Annotated in this window: 17 protein-coding genes, 2 tRNA genes and 1 other RNA gene; 14 read left to right on the top strand and 6 right to left on the bottom strand. The window is 68.6% G+C overall.

The features are described 5' to 3' along the window. Positions 1–13 precede the first annotated feature (13 nt). Together QSK25_RS11450 and QSK25_RS11455 are read right to left on the bottom strand one after the other, a co-directional pair. The gene (locus QSK25_RS11450; protein ID WP_285637706.1) at positions 14–844 is read right to left on the bottom strand and encodes a hypothetical protein; all 831 of its coding nucleotides are present in this window, start codon (positions 842–844) and stop codon (positions 14–16) included. 537 nt (positions 845–1,381) lie between these two features. Then, on the bottom strand, positions 1,382–1,921 hold the full coding sequence (locus tag QSK25_RS11455; protein WP_285637708.1) for a PPA1309 family protein: 540 nt from the start codon (positions 1,919–1,921) through the stop codon (positions 1,382–1,384). A gap of 94 nt (positions 1,922–2,015) precedes the next feature. Here QSK25_RS11455 and QSK25_RS11460 point away from each other — a divergent pair, with 94 nt between their 5' ends. The 3 genes from QSK25_RS11460 to QSK25_RS11470 all read left to right on the top strand — a co-directional run bounded on the left by QSK25_RS11460 (position 2,016) and on the right by QSK25_RS11470 (position 5,486). Next, positions 2,016–5,024 (top strand): UPF0182 family protein, encoded by a 3,009-nt coding sequence (locus QSK25_RS11460; protein ID WP_285637710.1) that lies wholly within the window; start codon positions 2,016–2,018, stop codon positions 5,022–5,024. A 51-nt stretch (positions 5,025–5,075) separates the two neighbouring features. After that, positions 5,076–5,149, top strand: a tRNA-Met gene (locus QSK25_RS11465). Positions 5,150–5,412: 263 nt separating this feature from the next. Then, positions 5,413–5,486 (top strand) — tRNA-Met (locus tag QSK25_RS11470). A gap of 131 nt (positions 5,487–5,617) precedes the next feature. Here QSK25_RS11470 and QSK25_RS11475 read toward each other — a convergent pair. After that, positions 5,618–5,827 carry a hypothetical protein gene (locus tag QSK25_RS11475; protein ID WP_089922009.1) on the bottom strand — a complete coding sequence of 70 codons (210 nt, stop codon included), beginning with the start codon at positions 5,825–5,827 and terminating at the stop codon, positions 5,618–5,620. Positions 5,828–6,214: 387 nt separating this feature from the next. Between QSK25_RS11475 and QSK25_RS11480 the strand changes: the two genes are divergently transcribed. From QSK25_RS11480 to QSK25_RS11510, 7 genes are all read left to right on the top strand, one after another. After that, positions 6,215–6,715, top strand: a complete 501-nt coding sequence (locus QSK25_RS11480; protein WP_030470382.1) for a PadR family transcriptional regulator — start codon at positions 6,215–6,217, stop codon at positions 6,713–6,715. 83 nt (positions 6,716–6,798) lie between these two features. Next, complete coding sequence (gene prfB, locus QSK25_RS11485) at positions 6,799–7,902, top strand: peptide chain release factor 2 (protein ID WP_285637724.1); 1,104 nt, start codon at positions 6,799–6,801, stop codon at positions 7,900–7,902. A 50-nt stretch (positions 7,903–7,952) separates the two neighbouring features. Further along, positions 7,953–8,276, top strand: coding sequence for a hypothetical protein (locus tag QSK25_RS11490; protein WP_285637726.1), 324 nt, complete (start codon positions 7,953–7,955; stop codon positions 8,274–8,276). 67 nt (positions 8,277–8,343) lie between these two features. Next, positions 8,344–9,033 (top strand): cell division ATP-binding protein FtsE, encoded by a 690-nt coding sequence (ftsE, locus tag QSK25_RS11495; RefSeq protein ID WP_030470385.1) that lies wholly within the window; start codon positions 8,344–8,346, stop codon positions 9,031–9,033. A gap of 40 nt (positions 9,034–9,073) precedes the next feature. Continuing rightward, positions 9,074–9,976, top strand: coding sequence for a permease-like cell division protein FtsX (ftsX, locus tag QSK25_RS11500; RefSeq protein ID WP_285637733.1), 903 nt, complete (start codon positions 9,074–9,076; stop codon positions 9,974–9,976). Between the two features lie 30 nt (positions 9,977–10,006). Continuing rightward, a complete protein-coding gene (smpB, locus tag QSK25_RS11505) occupies positions 10,007–10,483 on the top strand; it encodes an SsrA-binding protein SmpB (RefSeq protein WP_191305269.1) in 477 nt (158 codons plus the stop codon). Continuing rightward, positions 10,483–11,310 (top strand): amidohydrolase family protein, encoded by an 828-nt coding sequence (locus tag QSK25_RS11510; RefSeq protein ID WP_285637737.1) that lies wholly within the window; start codon positions 10,483–10,485, stop codon positions 11,308–11,310. Before smpB ends, QSK25_RS11510 begins: the two co-directional genes overlap by 1 nt. On the opposite strand, the gene QSK25_RS11515 is transcribed toward QSK25_RS11510, so the two are convergent. After that, the gene (locus QSK25_RS11515; protein ID WP_285637739.1) at positions 11,295–11,936 is read right to left on the bottom strand and encodes a response regulator transcription factor; all 642 of its coding nucleotides are present in this window, start codon (positions 11,934–11,936) and stop codon (positions 11,295–11,297) included. The two genes, QSK25_RS11510 and QSK25_RS11515, sit on opposite strands and share 16 nt — an antisense overlap. Continuing rightward, entirely contained in the window at positions 11,924–13,162 is a 1,239-nt protein-coding gene (locus QSK25_RS11520; protein ID WP_502881832.1) for a sensor histidine kinase, read from the bottom strand. The genes QSK25_RS11515 and QSK25_RS11520 overlap by 13 nt, the downstream gene beginning before the upstream one ends. A gap of 121 nt (positions 13,163–13,283) precedes the next feature. Here QSK25_RS11520 and ssrA point away from each other — a divergent pair. The 3 genes from ssrA (at position 13,284) to QSK25_RS11535 (ending at position 15,537) form a co-directional block, all read left to right on the top strand. Then, positions 13,284–13,660, top strand: a transfer-messenger RNA (tmRNA) gene (gene ssrA / locus QSK25_RS11525). Positions 13,661–13,867: 207 nt separating this feature from the next. Beyond that, the gene (locus QSK25_RS11530) at positions 13,868–14,827 is read left to right on the top strand and encodes a GlxA family transcriptional regulator (RefSeq protein ID WP_352235734.1); all 960 of its coding nucleotides are present in this window, start codon (positions 13,868–13,870) and stop codon (positions 14,825–14,827) included. A gap of 71 nt (positions 14,828–14,898) precedes the next feature. Beyond that, positions 14,899–15,537, top strand: a complete 639-nt coding sequence (locus QSK25_RS11535; RefSeq protein WP_285637743.1) for an HD domain-containing protein — start codon at positions 14,899–14,901, stop codon at positions 15,535–15,537. Here the strand turns inward: QSK25_RS11535 and QSK25_RS11540 are convergent. Then, a complete protein-coding gene (locus QSK25_RS11540; protein WP_285637745.1) occupies positions 15,512–16,435 on the bottom strand; it encodes a saccharopine dehydrogenase NADP-binding domain-containing protein in 924 nt (307 codons plus the stop codon). The two genes, QSK25_RS11535 and QSK25_RS11540, sit on opposite strands and share 26 nt — an antisense overlap. Before the next feature lie 53 nt (positions 16,436–16,488). On the opposite strand from QSK25_RS11540, the gene QSK25_RS11545 reads away from it, so the two are divergent. Further along, positions 16,489–17,433 carry a GlxA family transcriptional regulator gene (locus tag QSK25_RS11545; protein ID WP_285637747.1) on the top strand — a complete coding sequence of 315 codons (945 nt, stop codon included), beginning with the start codon at positions 16,489–16,491 and terminating at the stop codon, positions 17,431–17,433. Positions 17,434–17,436: the final 3 nt, after the last annotated feature.

Here is a 17,436-nt window from a genome sequence, read left to right on the forward strand (position 1 = left end):
GGGTCCCCCGCGCTCACTGCACGTCCAGCCTCGGGGTGTGGCGGGGGTCTTCCGGGCACGCGAAGACGTTCACCGTGTCGTCCCTGCCGTCGAGCGTCCAGCCGGCCCCGCCCTCCGGCCGGCCGCACTCGGCGCACTCGTCCTCCGAGGACGCCAGCGCGAGCAGCTGAACGCGGGTGGCACCGCAGTCGGGGCACTCCTCGCCGCCCGGCATCCCGCGGTACCACCGGGTCCAGCCGCCGATCTTCGTGCTGTCGCCGAGGCCCGGCCAGCACTCGACGCCGCCTCCGCGGAAGTCCGGTGCGCTGGCGAACTCGAGTCCGTCGAGCAGTTCGTTCGGCAGCTCGTAGTACATCGGGTACTCGTGGGAGCGGCACGGGCTGAACACGCACGGCCGGATCCCGTAGACGGGTTCGACCGCCGCCGGGACGGGCGGCTCCGCCAGCGGATCGGTGACCTCGCCGGCGGCGCGCCACACCAGGTGGACGTTCGGACCCCAGATGTCCTCGTGCTCGAGCAGGCACAGGAAGACCTGGAGCAGGTCGGTGCCGTCCGGGAACGGGAGTTCGGGGAAGTCGCGGCGGTACAGCTGCATGCCGCCGATGAGCGGCGTCGAGACGCTGCGGACCAGCTCGACCTGCTCGTCGGTGAGCTCGTAACCGTCCGCGTGCGCCGGCCCTTCGCAGTGCGGCCAGGGCTCGTCGCTCGGCCACAGCATCGGGCCGCCGCTGTGGCTGTCGGTCCGGGCCGGCGTGCCCGGCGAGGGGTGGAGGCGGACGACCGGGCGCAGCCAGTCGTCGATCCACGGGATCTCGCGGCCGTTGTCGGTCGGTTTGATGATCAAAGTCCGCTCCCCCAAGCTGACGCAGGGGTACCCCTGAGCTGGGATCCCCTCGCATCTCAACGTACTCGGGGGGTCTGACAGTTTTCGCGCTCCGGCCGCCGGGGTGAGCACGAGGCCTGGTGGGCAGGGGCTGGGAGAGGCGCGGCGGCTACAGGAGGCGTGGAGCTGGGAGAGGCGCGTGCTGGGAGAGGCGCGGCGGCCATAGGAGGCGTGGAGCTGGGAGAGGCGCGGGGCTGCGGAGAAGCGGCATCGGGTCGCGCGGGGCGGGGCCGGGAGCAGACCAGCGGGCAGCGCATGTCCGCAGGTGAACGCGGGTCTGCCGGTGAGCGCGGGTGCGCGGTGGGCCAGGTCGGCGAGTCTGGTGCGGTCACGCGGTCGGGCTCGGGCCGGCCGCGTTCGGGTGGGTGGGTCGCGGCGGAACGCACCGGGTCGCTCGCAGGCGCGGGTCGGTGTCCGCTTGCCGCGAACAGCGCGCAACGACTTGACAACCCCGGCGCGAGGTCGTGCCGGGGTTGTGCCAGCCTGGGGGCGTGACGACTAGGGCCGCAGCGTGGCGAGCAGGGCGTCGGTGAGGTTGGGCGCCAGCTCGGGGTGCTCGACGACCTCCTCTGGCACCTCGACCGTTCCGCGCAGCCTCAGCACGCACGAGACGGTGCCGTCGCGCAGGACGGCGGCGACCAGGCGGGCCTCGCGGCGGGCCGGGTGCGCTGCCGCGAACTGGCGGGCCGCCTCGTCGTCGAGTTCGCCGTGGCTCAGCTCGGTCTCGGCCTCGGGCGGCAGGACGACGATCTCCTGGGCCAGGGCGCAGCCGGTGACGGCCGGGGGCCATTCGATGCCCGCCAGCGCGTCGCCCAGGTCGCCCTCCAGGGAGTCCTGGGCGATCGGGGTCAGCGGGCTCGACTCCGGGTCGAGTTGGCCGGCCAGTTCCGGTTGCTGGGCGAGCAGGTCCGAGGTGGCCACTAGGGCGAACAGTTGCGGGGGCTGCTCCCAGCCGCCCGACCCGACGAACTGCTCAACCTCACGGGCGACCGTGGGGAGGATGACCGCTGGCGTTTCACTCGCTGACACGCGTGTCATCGTAAGACGGCGGACTTCACGGGAACCCAGGGCGTCGTCCGTAGAGTTGGACTAAACGTACGTATCGATTTACCGCGATCCAGGAGCGTGCCTCGTGGCCACACGGCCTCCGGTCGGACTGCCGAAACTGTCCCGACGCAGCCGAATACTGCTCATCGTGGGTGTTGTGCTCCTGTTCGGTCTCATCACGGGATCGCGGCTGCTCGACACCTACGTGAACTGGCTGTGGTTCGGCGAGGTGAAATTCCGCGACGTCTACAGCACAGTCCTGCTCACCCGCCTGGGGCTGTTCGTGGCCATCGGCGCGGTGGTCGGTGGCATCGTCGCGCTCAACCTCTTCCTCGCCTACCGCGCCCGGCCCGTGTTCGTGCCGGTGTCCGGGCCGGACGACCCGGTGGCGCGCTACCGGACCGTCGTGATGCGGCGGATGCGGTTGTTCGCGATCGGCATCCCGGTGTTCGTCGGGTTGATCGCGGGCGCGTCGGCGCAGAACGACTGGCAGCAGATCCAGCTGTTCCTGAACTCCGAGCCGTTCGGCGTGACCGACCCGCAGTTCGGGCACGACATCGGCTTCTACGCGTTCCAGTTGCCGTTCTACGAGTGGCTGCTGTCGTGGCTGTTCATCACCACGGCGGTGTCGTTCATCGGCGCCGTGATCGCGCACTACCTGTTCGGCGGCATCCGGCTGGCCGGTCGCGGCGGTCAGCTCTCGGGTCCCGCGCGCCTGCACTTGGCGCTCGTCGCCGGGACGTTCGTGCTGCTGAAGGCCGTCGCGTACTTCTTCGACCGGTACACGCTGCTGCTGCACGAGAACGAGAAGTTCGTCGGCGCCAGCTACACCGACCTCAACGCGGTGCTGCCCGCCAAGCTGATCCTGCTGTGCATCGCGGTGTTCTGCGCCGTGGCGTTCTTCGCGGGCGCGTTCATGCGCAACGTGCAGCTGCCCGCCATCGCGACCGTGCTGCTGGTGCTGTCGAGCGTGCTCGTCGGTGCCGCGTGGCCCGCGGTGCTGGAGCAGTTCTCGGTCAAGCCGAACGCCATCCAGAAGGAAGCCGAGTCGATCACCCGCAACATCGCGGCGACGCGGCAGTCGTTCGGGCTGACCGACGACAAGGTCGAGACGAAGCCGTACGAGGGCAAGCAGAACGTCACGAACGACCAGATCAAGACCAACGACGCGGCCACCCTGGGCAACATCCGCCTGCTCGACCCGGCCGTGCTCGCGCGCACCTTCACGCAGTTCCAGCAGCTGCGGCCGTTCTACGGCTTCCCGAACAAGCTCGACGTCGACCGGTACACAGTGGACGGCAAGCTCCGCGACTACATCGTCGCGGTGCGCGAGCTGAAGCTCGACAGCCTGCCGCAGGGCCAGCGCGACTGGATCAACCAGCACCTCATCTACACGCACGGCAACGGCTTCGTCTACGCCGAGGCGAACAAGGTGAACGCGGTCGCCGACGAGTCCAACGGCGGCTACCCGGACTTCAAGACCGGTGAGGTCAAGTCCAACGGCGAGGTCGGCAACGACCCCAAGGGCATCAAGGTCGACCAGCCCCGCACGTACTACGGCGAGCTGTTCGGCCAGAACGACTACTCGATCGTCGGCGGCCGTCCGGCCGGTTCGGCGGCGGAGTACGACACCGACGCCAAGTCCTACACCTACACCGGCACCGGTGGCGTCCCGATCGGCAGCCTGTTCAACAAGCTGGCGTTCGCGGCGTACTACGGCGAGCGGAACATCCTCTTCAACCAGTCGATCGCGGACGAGTCGAAGATCCTGTTCAAGCGCACCCCGCGCGACCGCGTGCAGGCCGTCGCGCCGTGGCTCACCGCCGACAGCGACCCGTACCCGGCCGTCGTCAACGGCCGCATCACCTGGATCGTCGACGGCTACACCACGCTCGAGAACTACCCGTACGCGCAGCGCACCCAGCTCGGTGACGCGACGAACGACTCGCTCACCGCGGACGGCGTCGTCATCTCGCAGGCCAACAAGCCCGTCAACTACATCCGCAACTCGGTCAAGGCCACTGTGGACGCGTACGACGGCTCGGTGAACCTGTACCAGGTCGACGACAAGGACCCGGTCCTCAAGGCGTGGATGGGCGTCTTCCCGGGCACGGTGAAGCCGGGCAGCGAGATCTCCGACGAGCTGCGCCAGCACTTCCGCTACCCCGAGGACCTGTTCAAGGTGCAGCGGCAGATCCTGTCGAAGTACCACGTCTCGTCGCCGTCGGACTTCTACTCCGGTGTCGCCTACTGGGCACCGCCGCAGGACCCGACGATCGACAACGTGACGACGGCCGACGCCCAGCGCGACGCGGCGAGCAAGCGCCGGGACGCCCAGCCGCCGTTCTACGTCCTCGCGGGTGACCCGAGCGACCCGAGCAAGGTCCGCTTCCAGCTGACCAGCCCGCTCGTGCGCGAGAACCGCGAGTTCATGGCGGCCCACGTCTCGGTCGGCTCCGACCCGGACAACTACGGGAAGATCAGCGTCCTGCAACTCAGCCAGGACGCGAAGGGCCCGCAGCAGATCCAGACGCAGTTCCTCACGTCCGACAACGTCAGCCGTGAGCTCAACCTGCTGACGCAGCAGAAGACGACGGTCGTCTACGGCAACCTGCTGACCCTGCCGCTGGGCGGAGCGCTGCTCTACGTCGAGCCCGTCTACATCGAACGGGCCTCGAACAACACGTCGTACCCGCAGCTGTCGAAGGTGCTCGTCTGGTACGGCGACCGGGTCGGCTACGCCTCCACGCTGAACGAGGCGCTCGACCAGGTGCTCAGCGGGGCCGGCGCGGTCGTGCCGCCGCCCAGCGACAACAACGGCAACGGCAACACCAGCAACCCGTCCACGCCGCCGTCGACGCCGCCCTCCAACGGGAACCTGAACCCGGACCTGCAGAAGGCGATCAACGACATCGACACCGCGCTGGCCGACATCAAGCGGGCGCAGTCGAGCGGCAACTTCACCGAACTCGGCCAGGCGTACGCCAAGCTGGACGAGGCGTCGAAGCGGTTCAAGCAGTACAACACCGGTGCGCCGTCGTCGCCCTCCACCGGGCAGTCGTCGGTTGTGCCGAGCCCCACACCGTCAGGCTGACCTGACGATTTGCATTCCCCGCTCCACCCCGCGTAGAGTTCTAATTACCGACGCGGGGTGGAGCAGCTCGGTAGCTCGCTGGGCTCATAACCCAGAGGTCGCAGGTTCAAATCCTGTCCCCGCTACAAAGTGAGAGAGCCCTGTCAGCGGAAAACGCTGACAGGGCTTTTTCGTGTTTCACATTGGGGGCAAGCCCCCAAACCCCACCCCGGGGGCAAGCCTCCGGACCCCCGTGGGTTGCCCGGAGCGTCGGCCGGCGGCGGGTTTGCCAGATTTTGCCTCTGCGTGGCCCTCTACCTGCGGAAACGTGGTTAGTGGGGGGTGGTGAAAAACGGGTTTTCAGGGCGTGTATAGTTCTACTTACAACAGCAAGACAAGCTAGAAGCGGCGCGGGGTGGAGCAGCTCGGTAGCTCGCTGGGCTCATAACCCAGAGGTCGCAGGTTCAAATCCTGTCCCCGCTACTAGACAGAAGGCCCGGTTCACGGTCAACGTGAACCGGGCCTTCTGCGTTGTGCATTGAGGGCCGAGCCCCCGAACCCCAATCCCCCGCAGAGCAGTCGTACGGGGGCTGGTCGCGCGCGGGCGGGGTCTTTCAGGTCATGTTCTCCGCCCAGTACTGGGCGCACAGCATGCTGGAGCAGATGCGGCCCTCGCCGTTGACGGTGCGGTGCTTGCGGATCTGCTTGCCGCACACCATGCACTCGTCCTTGCCGGCCTGCTCCGGGATGCCACCGGTCACCCACGCCCTCGTGTGCGCGGCGACCTTCTTGTGGTCCAGCCACTTCAAGTTCAGGTTCTTCACGGTCCCCGACCTCCGTAGTCCAGCTGCGCCTTCCTGGCAATGATCATTTTCCCGGAACTTCAGGCGTGGGAAAGAGGCCAGCGCGGGCTTCACCAGGTCGAGCGACGAAGGCGCGCGTCCGTCCATTCGGGTGGCTCCGGCCGGTGAGTCCCGTACCGCCGATCGAGTGAGGGCGGGGGACTTTCGTTTCTGCGAAAGGACTTTTCCATCCGGGATGGACACAGACGGTCAAGAGGCCAAACGCGTGAGGCTCGGAAACTGCCGCTTACTCAGCGAGACTTTTCGTTGCTCCGCATGGCCCATCAGACTAGCCCGGTGATCAGCCACTGTGGACAGAACGGCTGACCATTGTGGACAGCTTCCCCCAGACGTGGGAACGTTGTTGGTGTGTCAGACCTGAATGCGACCGCAGCCGCCCTGCTCGGGCTGCTGCACGACGGACCCAAGACCGGTGGCCAGTTGGTGGCGGAAGCAGGAGACCGCTTCGGCGCGTTCTTCAGCGTGACCCGCTCCCAGGTGTACCGCGAGCTGCCCGCGCTGGCTGACCAGGGCCTGCTGCGCCTCGGCAAGCAGGGACCGCGGTCCAGCCAGCAGTACGTGCTGACGGCCGCGGGCAAGAAGGCCTTCAAGAACTGGCTGCTGTCCGAGCCCGGCCCGGACCACCTGCGCAGCCCGCTCATCCTGCGCCTGGTGCACGCCGGTTCGCTGACCGCGAAGCAGCGCGAGTCCCTGATCACGACCGCACGCTCGACGTACGGTCAGGAACAGGAGAGCGCGAAGAGCGCGGCCAAGACGGCGGAGGACCCCTACGCCAAGGCCGTGGCCGAGTTCGGTCTCGCCCACGCGAAGGCCGTTCTCAAGCTGCTCGACGCCATCCCCACGGCGTAAGACGTCCTCCCCTTTCACACGAGAGGGGACGCCAGCGAAGCACCGGTCGCGACTGACGACCGGTGCTGGCGTAATCTTTTTGCGTGAACCCGGACGTCGAAGCAGACATCAAGGACCTCTCCGCGACGCTTTCGAGCATCGAGGCGGTGATGGACCTCGATGGGTTGCGCGCCGCTGTCGCGGACCTGGAGACGCAGGCCACCCGCCCTGACCTCTGGGACGACCAGGAAAAGGCGCAGAAGGTCACCAGCCAGCTCTCGCACAAGCAGGGCGAGCTGCGCCGCGTCACCGGCCTGCGCGCGCGCCTCGACGATCTCCCGCTGCTCTACGAACTCGCGGAAGAGGCCGAGGACGCCGAGGCCCAGGCCGACGCGGACAACGACCGGGCGAAGCTGCGCGAGGAGATCGCGAGCCTCGAGGTGCGCACGCTGCTGTCCGGCGAGTACGACGAGCGCAACGCGCTCATCACCATCCGCGCCGAGGCCGGTGGCGTCGACGCCGCGGACTTCGCCGAGATGCTGCTGCGCATGTACTCGCGCTGGGCCGAGCGCCACCAGTACGGCGTCGAGGTCTTCGACACCTCCTACGCGGAAGAGGCCGGCATCAAGTCCGCCACGTTCCGCGTCACCGCGCCCTACGCCTACGGCACGCTGAGCGTCGAGCAGGGCACGCACCGCCTCGTGCGCATCTCGCCGTTCGACAACCAGGGCCGCCGCCAGACGTCGTTCGCCGGCGTCGAGGTCGTGCCCGTCGTCGAGCAGACCGACCACGTCGAGATCGACGAGAAGGACCTGCGGGTCGACGTCTACCGCTCGTCCGGCCCCGGCGGCCAGGGCGTCAACACGACCGACTCGGCGGTGCGCCTCACGCACATCCCGACCGGCATCGTGGTGTCCTGCCAGAACGAGCGCTCGCAGCTGCAGAACAAGGCCACGGCCATGAACGTCCTGCAGGCCAAGCTGCTCGAGCGTCGCCGGCAGGAGGAGCAGGCGAAGATGGACGCGCTGAAGGACTCCGGTTCGAGCTGGGGCAACCAGATGCGCTCCTACGTCCTGCACCCGTACCAGATGGTCAAGGACCTGCGTACCGAGCACGAGGTCGGCAACCCGTCCGCGGTGCTCGACGGGGAGATCGACGACTTCCTCGAGGCCGGCATCCGGTGGCGCAAGCAGTCCCAGCAGGCCTAGCCGCCTTCCGGGGCCTCGTCCACGAGGCCGCGAGGCGTGCCGGGGGAGCGGTGACGCGCTGGTGCGAGCCACGGGTCACCCCGAACTTCCACGCGGCTTACGTCGAGTACCGCGACCACAGGCCCACGGTCGCGGTACTGCGTACGCACGCAGGTGACGTGGCGTTCGCACTCGACCACGAGCAGCAGCCACTCGAGTTCGTCGACGACGCGGCGCTCACGAGCGTGCTCGAGGAGTTCGGCCTGGGCGTCTGGAGAACGGCCGAGCTGCACCGGCCGTTCAAGGCGGCGGACTGGCCCCTGCTCGACGTGCGTGATGTGCGCTACTGGCGGCCCGAAACCGCAGGACAAGCCCTCTTCAACTGGTGGGATTGACCCCTTCCGGGGCGAGAAGTTAACCGGAACGGGGGCTTTACCCCGGCCATGAGTAGACTCGCGCCTCGTGATTCGTCTCGAACACGTTTCCAAGGTCTACAAGACCTCCACGCGTCCTGCGCTCGACGACGTGTCCGTCGAGATGGAAAAGGGCGAGTTCGTCTTCCTGATCGGGCCTTCCGGCTCCGGCAAGTCGACGTTCCTGCGCCTGCTGCTGCGCGAAGAGGTGCCGACCAGGGGACGCGTCTACGTCTCCAACTTCGACGTCGCCAAGATGTCGCGCCGCCGGGTCCCCCGCCTGCGGCAGTCGATCGGCTGCGTGTTCCAGGACTTCCGCCTTCTGCCCACGAAGACGGTCGCCGAGAACGTCGCCTTCGCGCTCGAGGTCATCGGCAAGCCCCGCAACACCATCGTCAAGGTGGTGCCGGAGGTGCTGCAGCTGGTGGGCCTCGACGGCAAGGAGGACAGGTTCCCGACCGAGCTGTCCGGTGGTGAGCAGCAGCGCGTCGCGATCGCCCGTGCGTTCGTGAACCGCCCGCTCGTGCTGATCGCCGACGAGCCGACCGGAAACCTGGACCCCGACACGAGCCAGGACATCATGTTGCTGCTGGAGCGGATCAACCGCACCGGCACGACCGTCATCATGGCCACCCACGACCACGGGATCGTCGACTCGATGCGCCGCCGCGTCGTGGAGCTCTCGTACGGCAAGGTCGTCCGTGATGACGCGCGCGGCGTTTACGGCGTTGGCCGTTAAGCGTCCCTAGATCCCCGACCCCCAAGGAACCCCGCCCCCGATGCGTACCAGCTTCGTGTTCAGCGAGGTCATCACCGGACTTCGCCGGAACGTCACGATGACGATCGCGATGATCCTCACGACCGCCATCTCGCTCGGGCTGCTCGGCGGTGGCCTGCTCGTCGTCCGCATGGTCGACAAGATGCAGGCCAACTACGCGGGCAAGCTCGAAGTCTCCGTGTTGCTCACGAACGACGTCAGCGCGAACGACAAGGACTGCACCCAGCAGCCGTGCGCGGGTCTGCGTTCGCAGCTGGAGCAGACGTCCGGCGTCGAGACAGTGGTGTTCCAGAACCGCGACGAGGGTTTCGAGCGCTTCAAGCGCATCTTCGAGGCCCAGCCCGAACTGCTCAAGCTCGCCCGGCCGGAGGCCATCCCCGCCACGTTCCGGGTGAAGCTCGAGGACCCCGAGCGCACCGACGTCATCAAGACGGCGTTCGAGGGCAAGCCGGGTGTGAAGGGCGTCGACGACCAGGGCAAGTTCCTGGAGAGGTTCTTCGAGGGCCTCAACGGCATGCGCGACGTCGCCCTGATCCTCGCGCTCATCCAGGCGTTCGCCGCGCTGCTGCTGATCTCGAACACCATCCAGGTGTCGGCGTTCACCCGCCGCGTCGAGGTCGGCATCATGCGACTGGTCGGCGCGACCCGGTGGTACACGCAGCTCCCGTTCCTCATCGAGGCGGTCGTCGCGGGCATCATCGGCTCGGTCACCGCGGTCGGCGGCCTGGTGCTGTTCAAGGCGTTCTTCCTCGACCGGATCACCAGGAACCTCACCGAGTCGGGCATCATCCCGCCGATCGGTTACCTGGACATCCTGATCGTGTCGCCCTGGCTGTTCCTCGTCGCCATAGTCATCTCGGCGACGACCGGCTACGTGACGCTTCGTCTCTACGTGCGGCTTTAAGAATTTTGCCGACCACCTAAACTGGTCGTCATGGTCAAGGAACGCGGGCAGAAGGTCATCGCGTCGAACCGCAAGGCTCGGCACGACTGGTCCATTCTGGACACCTACGAGGCGGGCATTCAGCTCGTCGGCACCGAGGTGAAGAGCCTGCGCATGGGACGGGCGTCCCTCGTGGACGCCTTCGCCCAGGTCGACGACGGCGAGATCTGGCTGCACGCGCTGCACATCCCGGAGTACGTCGCGGGCACCTGGACGAACCACGAGGTCCGGCGCAAGCGCAAGCTCCTGCTGCACAAGGCGGAGATCGAGAGGCTGATCGGCAAGACCAAGGAGTCCGGTCTGTCGCTCGTGCCGTTGCAGATGTACTTCAAGGACGGCTACGTCAAGGTCGAGATCGCCCTCGCGAAGGGCAAGAAGGCCTACGACAAGCGCCAGGACCTCGCGAAGCGCGACGCCAACCGAGAGATCGCCAGGGCCCACGGACGCGCCTTGAAGGGCCGCTACTGATGGCTTTGGTGGACGTCCACGTCCACTTCATGCCGCAGAACGTCCTGGACAAGGTCTGGGCCTACTTCGACCGCGTGCGCGAAGCCGGGGTCGACTGGACCATCCGGTACCGCACCGACGAGAACGCCCGGCTCACCGCACTGCGGGAGCTGGGCGTTTCCGCGTTCGCGCCGCTGGTGTACCCGCACAAGCCGGGCATGGCGCAGTGGCTGAACGACTGGGCGGCGGACTTCGCGGCACGGGTGCCCGAGGCCGTCCCGACGGGCACGTTCTACGCCGAACCCGGCGCCGAGGCGTACGTGCGCAAGGCCCTGGAGGCCGGTGCACGGTGCTTCAAGTCGCACGTCCAGGTCGGTGCCTACGACCCGCGCGACCCGCTGCTGGACGGCGTGTGGGGACAGTTGGCCGAGGCCGGCGTGCCCGCGGTCGTGCACTGCGGCGACGGGCCGTACCCCGGTGAGCACACGGGGCTCGGCGTGTTCGAGGAAGTGCTGAAGAGGCACCCGCGGCTGACGGCGGTGCTCGCGCACGCCGGGATGCCCGACTACTCGGGCGCGTTGGACCTCGTGGAGCGCTATCGGAACGTGCACGTCGACACGACGATGGTGGGCGTTCCGTTCTCGGAGGACATGGCGCCGTTGCCGGCCGATTGGCGTGCGCGCGTCGCCGGACTCGCGGACCGGGTGGTGCTGGGCAGCGACTTCCCGAACATCCCGTACCCGTACGAGGTGCAGATCGACGCCATCAGGTCGTGGGGCTTGGACGCCGCCGCCCTGCAGATGGTGCTGCACGACAACGGCACCCGTCTGCTTCAGCTGTCGAGGTAGGCGAGCACGGCCCGCACGCGGCGGTGCTCGGAGTTCGACGGCTCCAGGCCGAGCTTCGCGAAGATGTTGCCGACGTGCTTCTCGACCGCGCCGTCGGACACCACGAGCGTGCCGGCGATGGCCGTGTTGGACAGTCCCTGCGCCATCAGGCCGAGCACCTCGCGTTCGCGCGGCGTGAGCTTGTCGACCGGGCTCTTCTTGCTGCGCACCATGAGCTGCGTGATCACCTCGTGGTCGATGCTCGTGCCGCCGTCCGCGACCCTGCGCACCGCGTCGACGAACTCCTTCACGTCCGCCACCCGTTCCTTGAGCAGGTACCCGACCCCGCTCGCGCCGCCCGCGAGGAGTTCCACGGCGTAGCGCTCCTCGACGTACTGCGACAACACCAGCACCGGCAGCCCCGGATAGCGGCGGCGGCACTCGATGGCGGCCCGCAGCCCCTCGTCGGTGAACGTCGGCGGCATCCGCACGTCCACCACGCACAGGTCCGGCCGGTGCTCGGTGACGGCGTCGAGCAGCCCGTCGCCGTTCTCCACCGCCGCGACGGTCTCGATGCCCTCGTCGGCGAGCAACCGCTGCACGCCTTCCCTCAGCAGCACCGAGTCCTCGGCGATCACCACGCGCACGGCAACTCCGCTCGAATCACGGTCGGCCCACCCACGGGGCTGACGACGACAACCACACCGTCGATGGTCGCAGCACGGTCCGCGAGCCCGGCGAGACCGCCGCCCGGCTTCAGCTCCGCGCCGCCCTGACCGTTGTCGGTGACCTCCACCAGCACCCCCGTGTCCACCCGGTTGACCCGCACGGTCGCCCTGGTGCCGTTGGAGTGCTTGGTGATGTTCGTGAGCGCCTCGCCGACGGTGAAGTACGCGGCGCTCTCCACCGCCGTCGGCGGCCGCGGCTCGACGTCGACCTGGAGATCGACCTCGATCGGCACGCGGGCGGCGAGCGCGGACAACGCCGCGTCGAGCCCGCGGTCACCCAGGACCGAGGGGTAGATGCCGCGCGCGAGGTCGCGCAGCTCCTTGATGGCGAGCTTCGCGTCCGCGTGCGCCTCCGCGATCAGCTCGGCCGCACCCTGCGGGTCCGTGTCCATCTTGGACTTGGCCCGCCCCAGCCCCATCGCCACGGCGACGAGCCGCTGTTGCGCGCCGTCGTGCAGATCGCGTTCGATGCGCCGGCGCTCCGCCTCCGCCGCCTCGACACCCCGCGCCCGGCTCGACTGGAGACGTTCCGTCTCGATCGCCAACTGGTCGGCACGGCTCGGCCCGAGCATCGCCTTGGCGAACCTCCCGTGCAGCATGCCGATCCACCGCGTGCCGAGCGCCGCGAACGGGATGAGCGCCAAACCCACCACCGCCATCGGCAACGCCGACACGAAGCTGTCGATCGTCCAGAACTCGCCCACGACCACCGCGAACGGCGCCTCACCGATCCAGAACGGCACCGCGACGAACGCCGCCACCACCGCCCACATGGCGAGCACCGAGGCGAACTCGACGATGCCGATCGGCAACAGCAGCACGAGGTAACCGAAATCCCGCCACGTCGCCGGATCCGTGAACTGCGCCTTCCAGCGCTGCCACAACGTGCCGACCGGCTTCTCCCGGTAAGGCTGCTCGATGTCCGTCCGCAACGCCGCCCGCACCCACGAACGCTCGATCGTCGCGGCACCCCGCACCACGTACATCGACGCCCACAAGATCGGCAGACCCACCCACAGCACCGACGTCGCGAAGCCCACGACCGTCAGCACGACCGTGAGGGTGAACCACAGGATGCCCGTCACCAAGTTGGTCAGCAGGTAGACCCCGGCTGCGAGCGCGTTCGGTTTCCTCATGACGTCCATGGTGTCGTTCCCGCTGGTCAGAGACCATCTGGCTAGCTATCCGGTCGGTGGTGGGGACAGCCCTACCTGCCTCGGGAAGAACTCAGTGGCCGCAGTCGTTATGCTATGCGTACCACTACAAGGGGGTGAACGGTTTCGACTGTGGACGTTGATTCAGGGGAAGCGTGCCGGTGCAGGCGAGAGACCACCGCAAGCGTCATCGCAAACCAATAAGCGCCACGTCTAACGACAAGCGCACCGCTTACGCTCTCGCTGCCTGACAGCAGAGCTAGTGGTTGTCGACCTAGGAGTGCCTTCGGCCTAGTGTTCGGCATCAGCTAGAGGGCTTACTCGCAGTCTCGGTCGCGGAGACTGTCGGGGAAACTCACAGCGACTGGGCCCGTCACACCAGCTCGTCCGCATGACTGGTGGGGTCAAGCAGAGACATCGCGGACTGCGCACGGAGAAGCCCTGATGAGCCGCCACAGGACCCGGGTTCGATTCCCGGCACCTCCACTCTGGTGAGCGCTGTTCGCGGACAGCGCTCACCTTTTTCGTTCTCGGGTGTCTTCTGGGGGCCGAGCCCCCAGACCCCCACGCCGGGGGCAAGCCCCCGGACCCCCGGCCACCTCGCCTTCGGCGTCGGTAGGCCCAATTGCGTGCGGGCTCTGTCGCCTCGTCGCTTCGCGACATCGGCGTTGGGTGGGCGGCTTCTGGTGAAGGGCGGTGGTGGTGGAGCGCGAGGTCGTCTTCCTGGTGTTCGACGGGATGAAGATGCTCGACGTCACCGGGCCCGCCGAGGTATTTGCCGAGGCCAATGCGGCTGGGGGCGGGTATGTGATCAGGTACGTGTCGCCGTTCGGGGCTGCTGTTGACACCTCGGTCGGGATCCGGTTGCCCGTCGACGGCACGCCCGGTGATGTGGCGGAGCCCGACACCGTCGTCGTGGCCGGTGGTGAGGTGCTGGTCCGGCGGGCCGTGCCGGTGGAACTGGTCGGGGCGGTCCAGGAGTTGTGGCCACGGGCCCGGCGGCTCGTGTCGATCTGCACCGGGTCGTTCGCGCTGGCGGCGGCCGGGGTGCTGGACGGGCGGCGGGCCACCACGCACTGGAAGCAGGCGCCTCGGCTGGCTCGGGGGTACCCCGGGGTCGAGGTGCTGCCGGACGCGATCTTCGTCGAGGACGCCGGGGTGTTCACGTCCGCCGGGGTGTCGGCCGGGATGGACCTGGCGCTGGCGCTGGTGGAGCAGGACTACGGGGCCGATCTGGCGCGGACCGTGGCGCGGAGCCTCGTGATGTTCATGCAACGGCCCGGCGGGCAGTCGCAGTTCTCGGCGCCGCTGGAGGCGCGGCGGCCCGGCACGCCCGCCCTGCGGGAGGTCGTGGACGTGGTGGCGGCGCAGCCCGCGCTGGACCACAGCGCTGCCGCCCTGGCGGCGCGGGTCGGGGTCAGCGCCCGGCACCTGGCCCGGTTGTTCGCGAGCGAGTTGGGCACCACGCCCGCGCGGTTCGTGGAGCAGGTGCGGCTGGACCACGCGAAGGCGCTCCTGGACGCCGGGCACGGGGTGGCCCGCGCGGCGAAGCTGGCCGGGTTCGGGAGCTCCGAGACCATGCGGCGGGTGTTCGTGGCCCGGTTCGGGGCGTCGCCCAGCGAGTACCGGGCCCGGTTCGGCAGCACCCGCGGGTGACGTCCGGATCTGTGGGGTACAGGTCGGGATTGACGGTGGGGAGACGGCTCGGCCAAGTCGACGATGGAGACATGGCAGAGGTCATCGCAGGTGTGGTCGTTCCTGACACGGAGTTGGCGCGGGCAGCCACCTCGCTCGTGCGCGAGGTCACTGACGACACGTTGTTCCACCACTCGCGGCGGGTGTTCCTGTGGGGCGCGCTGAAGGCGGCCCAACGGGGGTTGGACGTCGATCTCGAGTTGGCTTACGTCGGTGGGCTGTTCCACGACCTGGGGCTCACGGAGTCGTACGCGTCCAGCGACGTTCGGTTCGAGATCGACGGGGCCGAGGCGGCGCGGCAGTTCCTGCTGGAGCACGGACGGTCCGAAGAGGACGCTCGCACCGTGTGGCTGGCCATCGCGTTGCACACGACGCCCGAGGTGCCGTTGCACCTGTCGCCGGAGGTCGTGGCGGTGGCGTTGGGGGTCAAGACGGACGTGCTGGGGATCGGACTCGACGAACTGACCGACGGGCAACGCGCCGAGGTCGTGGCGGCGCACCCCAGGCCCGACTTCAAGAACCGGATCCTGAAGGCGTTCTACGAAGGGATGGCCCATCGGCCGGACACGACGTACGGGACGATGAACGACGACGTGCTCGCGCACTTCGACCCGTCCTTCCAGCGCAAGGACTTCGTCGACATCATCACGAAGAGCGCTTGGCCTGAATGACGTCGGAGAGAGACGCCAGGAAGTCCGGGGCGTCGAACATCGCGCCGGCCGAGGCGACTCCGGTGGCGTGGAAACGACCGGACAGCAAGCGTTCCACCGCTTCCACGGCCAGAGGGGCGCTCACGGCGTAGATGTCCCGGCCGGTGGCGGTCAGGCGGCGTTCCTCGGCGCCTGACCGCACGCGGACGTCGACGACGAACGACTCCGGCTCGGTGCGTTCCGAGGCGGACCGGAGGCCCTCGGCGGCGGTGACGGACATGTAGTCGGTCACGGACGGGATCGCCAGGTGGCTGGGGATGGTGACGACGTCGGCCATCGAGAACTCACCGATCACCTGGCGGGTGCGGTCGGGGAACTCCCAGGCCAGGGTCGGTGGGGTGTCGTCGTGGTAGCTCAGGGCTCCGTCGCGGTACCGGACGCGCTGACCGGCGCGCCGGTCGCGGGAGACCCGGCCCGCTTCCAGCGTGCCCGCGGTGGGCTGCCAGCCGCTCAGGCCGTACGCGACGTGCGCGGAGTCGGCGGACGTCCACGTGCCCATCGCGGCGGTGACGAGCAGGTCGGCCAGGCCGCCGAAGAACGCCATCGCGGGAACCGCCGGGATCGAGGCGCCGCGGGCGAACGTGTCCGCGTTCGCCTCGATCTCGGCCGCCACGTCGACGTACGGGACGCCCGCGCGTTCGGCGGCGGCGAGCAGCGGGAGGGCGGTGATCGCGAACGGGCCCGCCGTGTTGATCACGGCCGAGGCGCCTGCCAGCGCGCGGTCCAGTGCTTCGGGGTCGTCAGCCGTCGCCTGGGCGCGGCCGAACGGCAGTGGGGTGTGGCCGCGCTTTTCGAGTTCTGCCACCACGAAGCGGCCCGTCGTGCCGGAAGCGCCGTACACCGCGATCTTGTGTCCCATGTGGACCAGTCAAGTCGCAGGAGCCGGTACGAGCCAGTGTCTGGAACGACACGATGCGTACACTTTCGGACATGCTCGCGTTCGCCGTCACCACCGGGATGCTGCACTTCGAGCTGACCGCCGCGTACGAGATCTTCACCGCGCCGCAGCTCGACTACGAGGTCGCGATCTGCGGCAACGCGCCGGTCCGGGTCGGGCGGTTCACGCTCGAGCCGGACCTGCCGCTCGACCGGCTGGACACCGCGGACACCGTGGTCGTGCCCGCGATCGAGGACGTGGACCAGCCGCTCGACCCCGATCTCGTCCTGGCCGTGAAAGCCGCCCACGACCAGGGCGCGCGGATCGTGTCGTTGTGCACGGGCGCGTTCGTGCTGGCCGAGGCCGGGCTGCTGGACGGGCTGAGGGCGACGACGCACTGGGCGCACACCGACGAGCTGGCCAGGCGGTATCCGCGCGTCGAGGTCGACCCGGACGTGCTGTACGTCGACAACGGCCGGGTGCTGACGAGCGCGGGCAAGGCGGCGGCGATCGACCTGAGCCTGCACGTCATCCGCGGCGACCTCGGCACGGCCACGGCGAACACGGCGGCGCGCCGGCTCGTGGTGCCGCCGCACCGCGACGGCGGGCAGGCGCAGTTCGTGCTGGCCCCGGTGCCGTCCGGCGAGGGCCACCCCCTGACCGAGTTGTTCGAGTGGGTGTCGAAGCGGTTCGACCAGACGATCACCGTCGAGGACCTGGCGCGGCAGGCCAACATGAGTTCGCGACACCTCGCCCGGCTCTTCAAGGCCGTGACGGGCACCACGCCGCTGCAGTGGCTGCACACCCAGCGGATCCGGCGCGCGCAGGAGCTGCTGGAGATGACCGACGACAGCGTCGACCAGATCGCGGAGGCGTCCGGGATGGGCACCGCCACGACGTTGCGACGGCACTTCCACCGGACCGTCGGTGTGCCCCCGGACACATACCGCCGCACGTTCCGGCCCGTTGGTGGCCGTTAGCCA

The sequence above is a fragment of the Lentzea sp. NBRC 102530 genome (genome assembly GCF_030269365.1).
GTDB lineage: Bacteria > Actinomycetota > Actinomycetes > Mycobacteriales > Pseudonocardiaceae > Lentzea.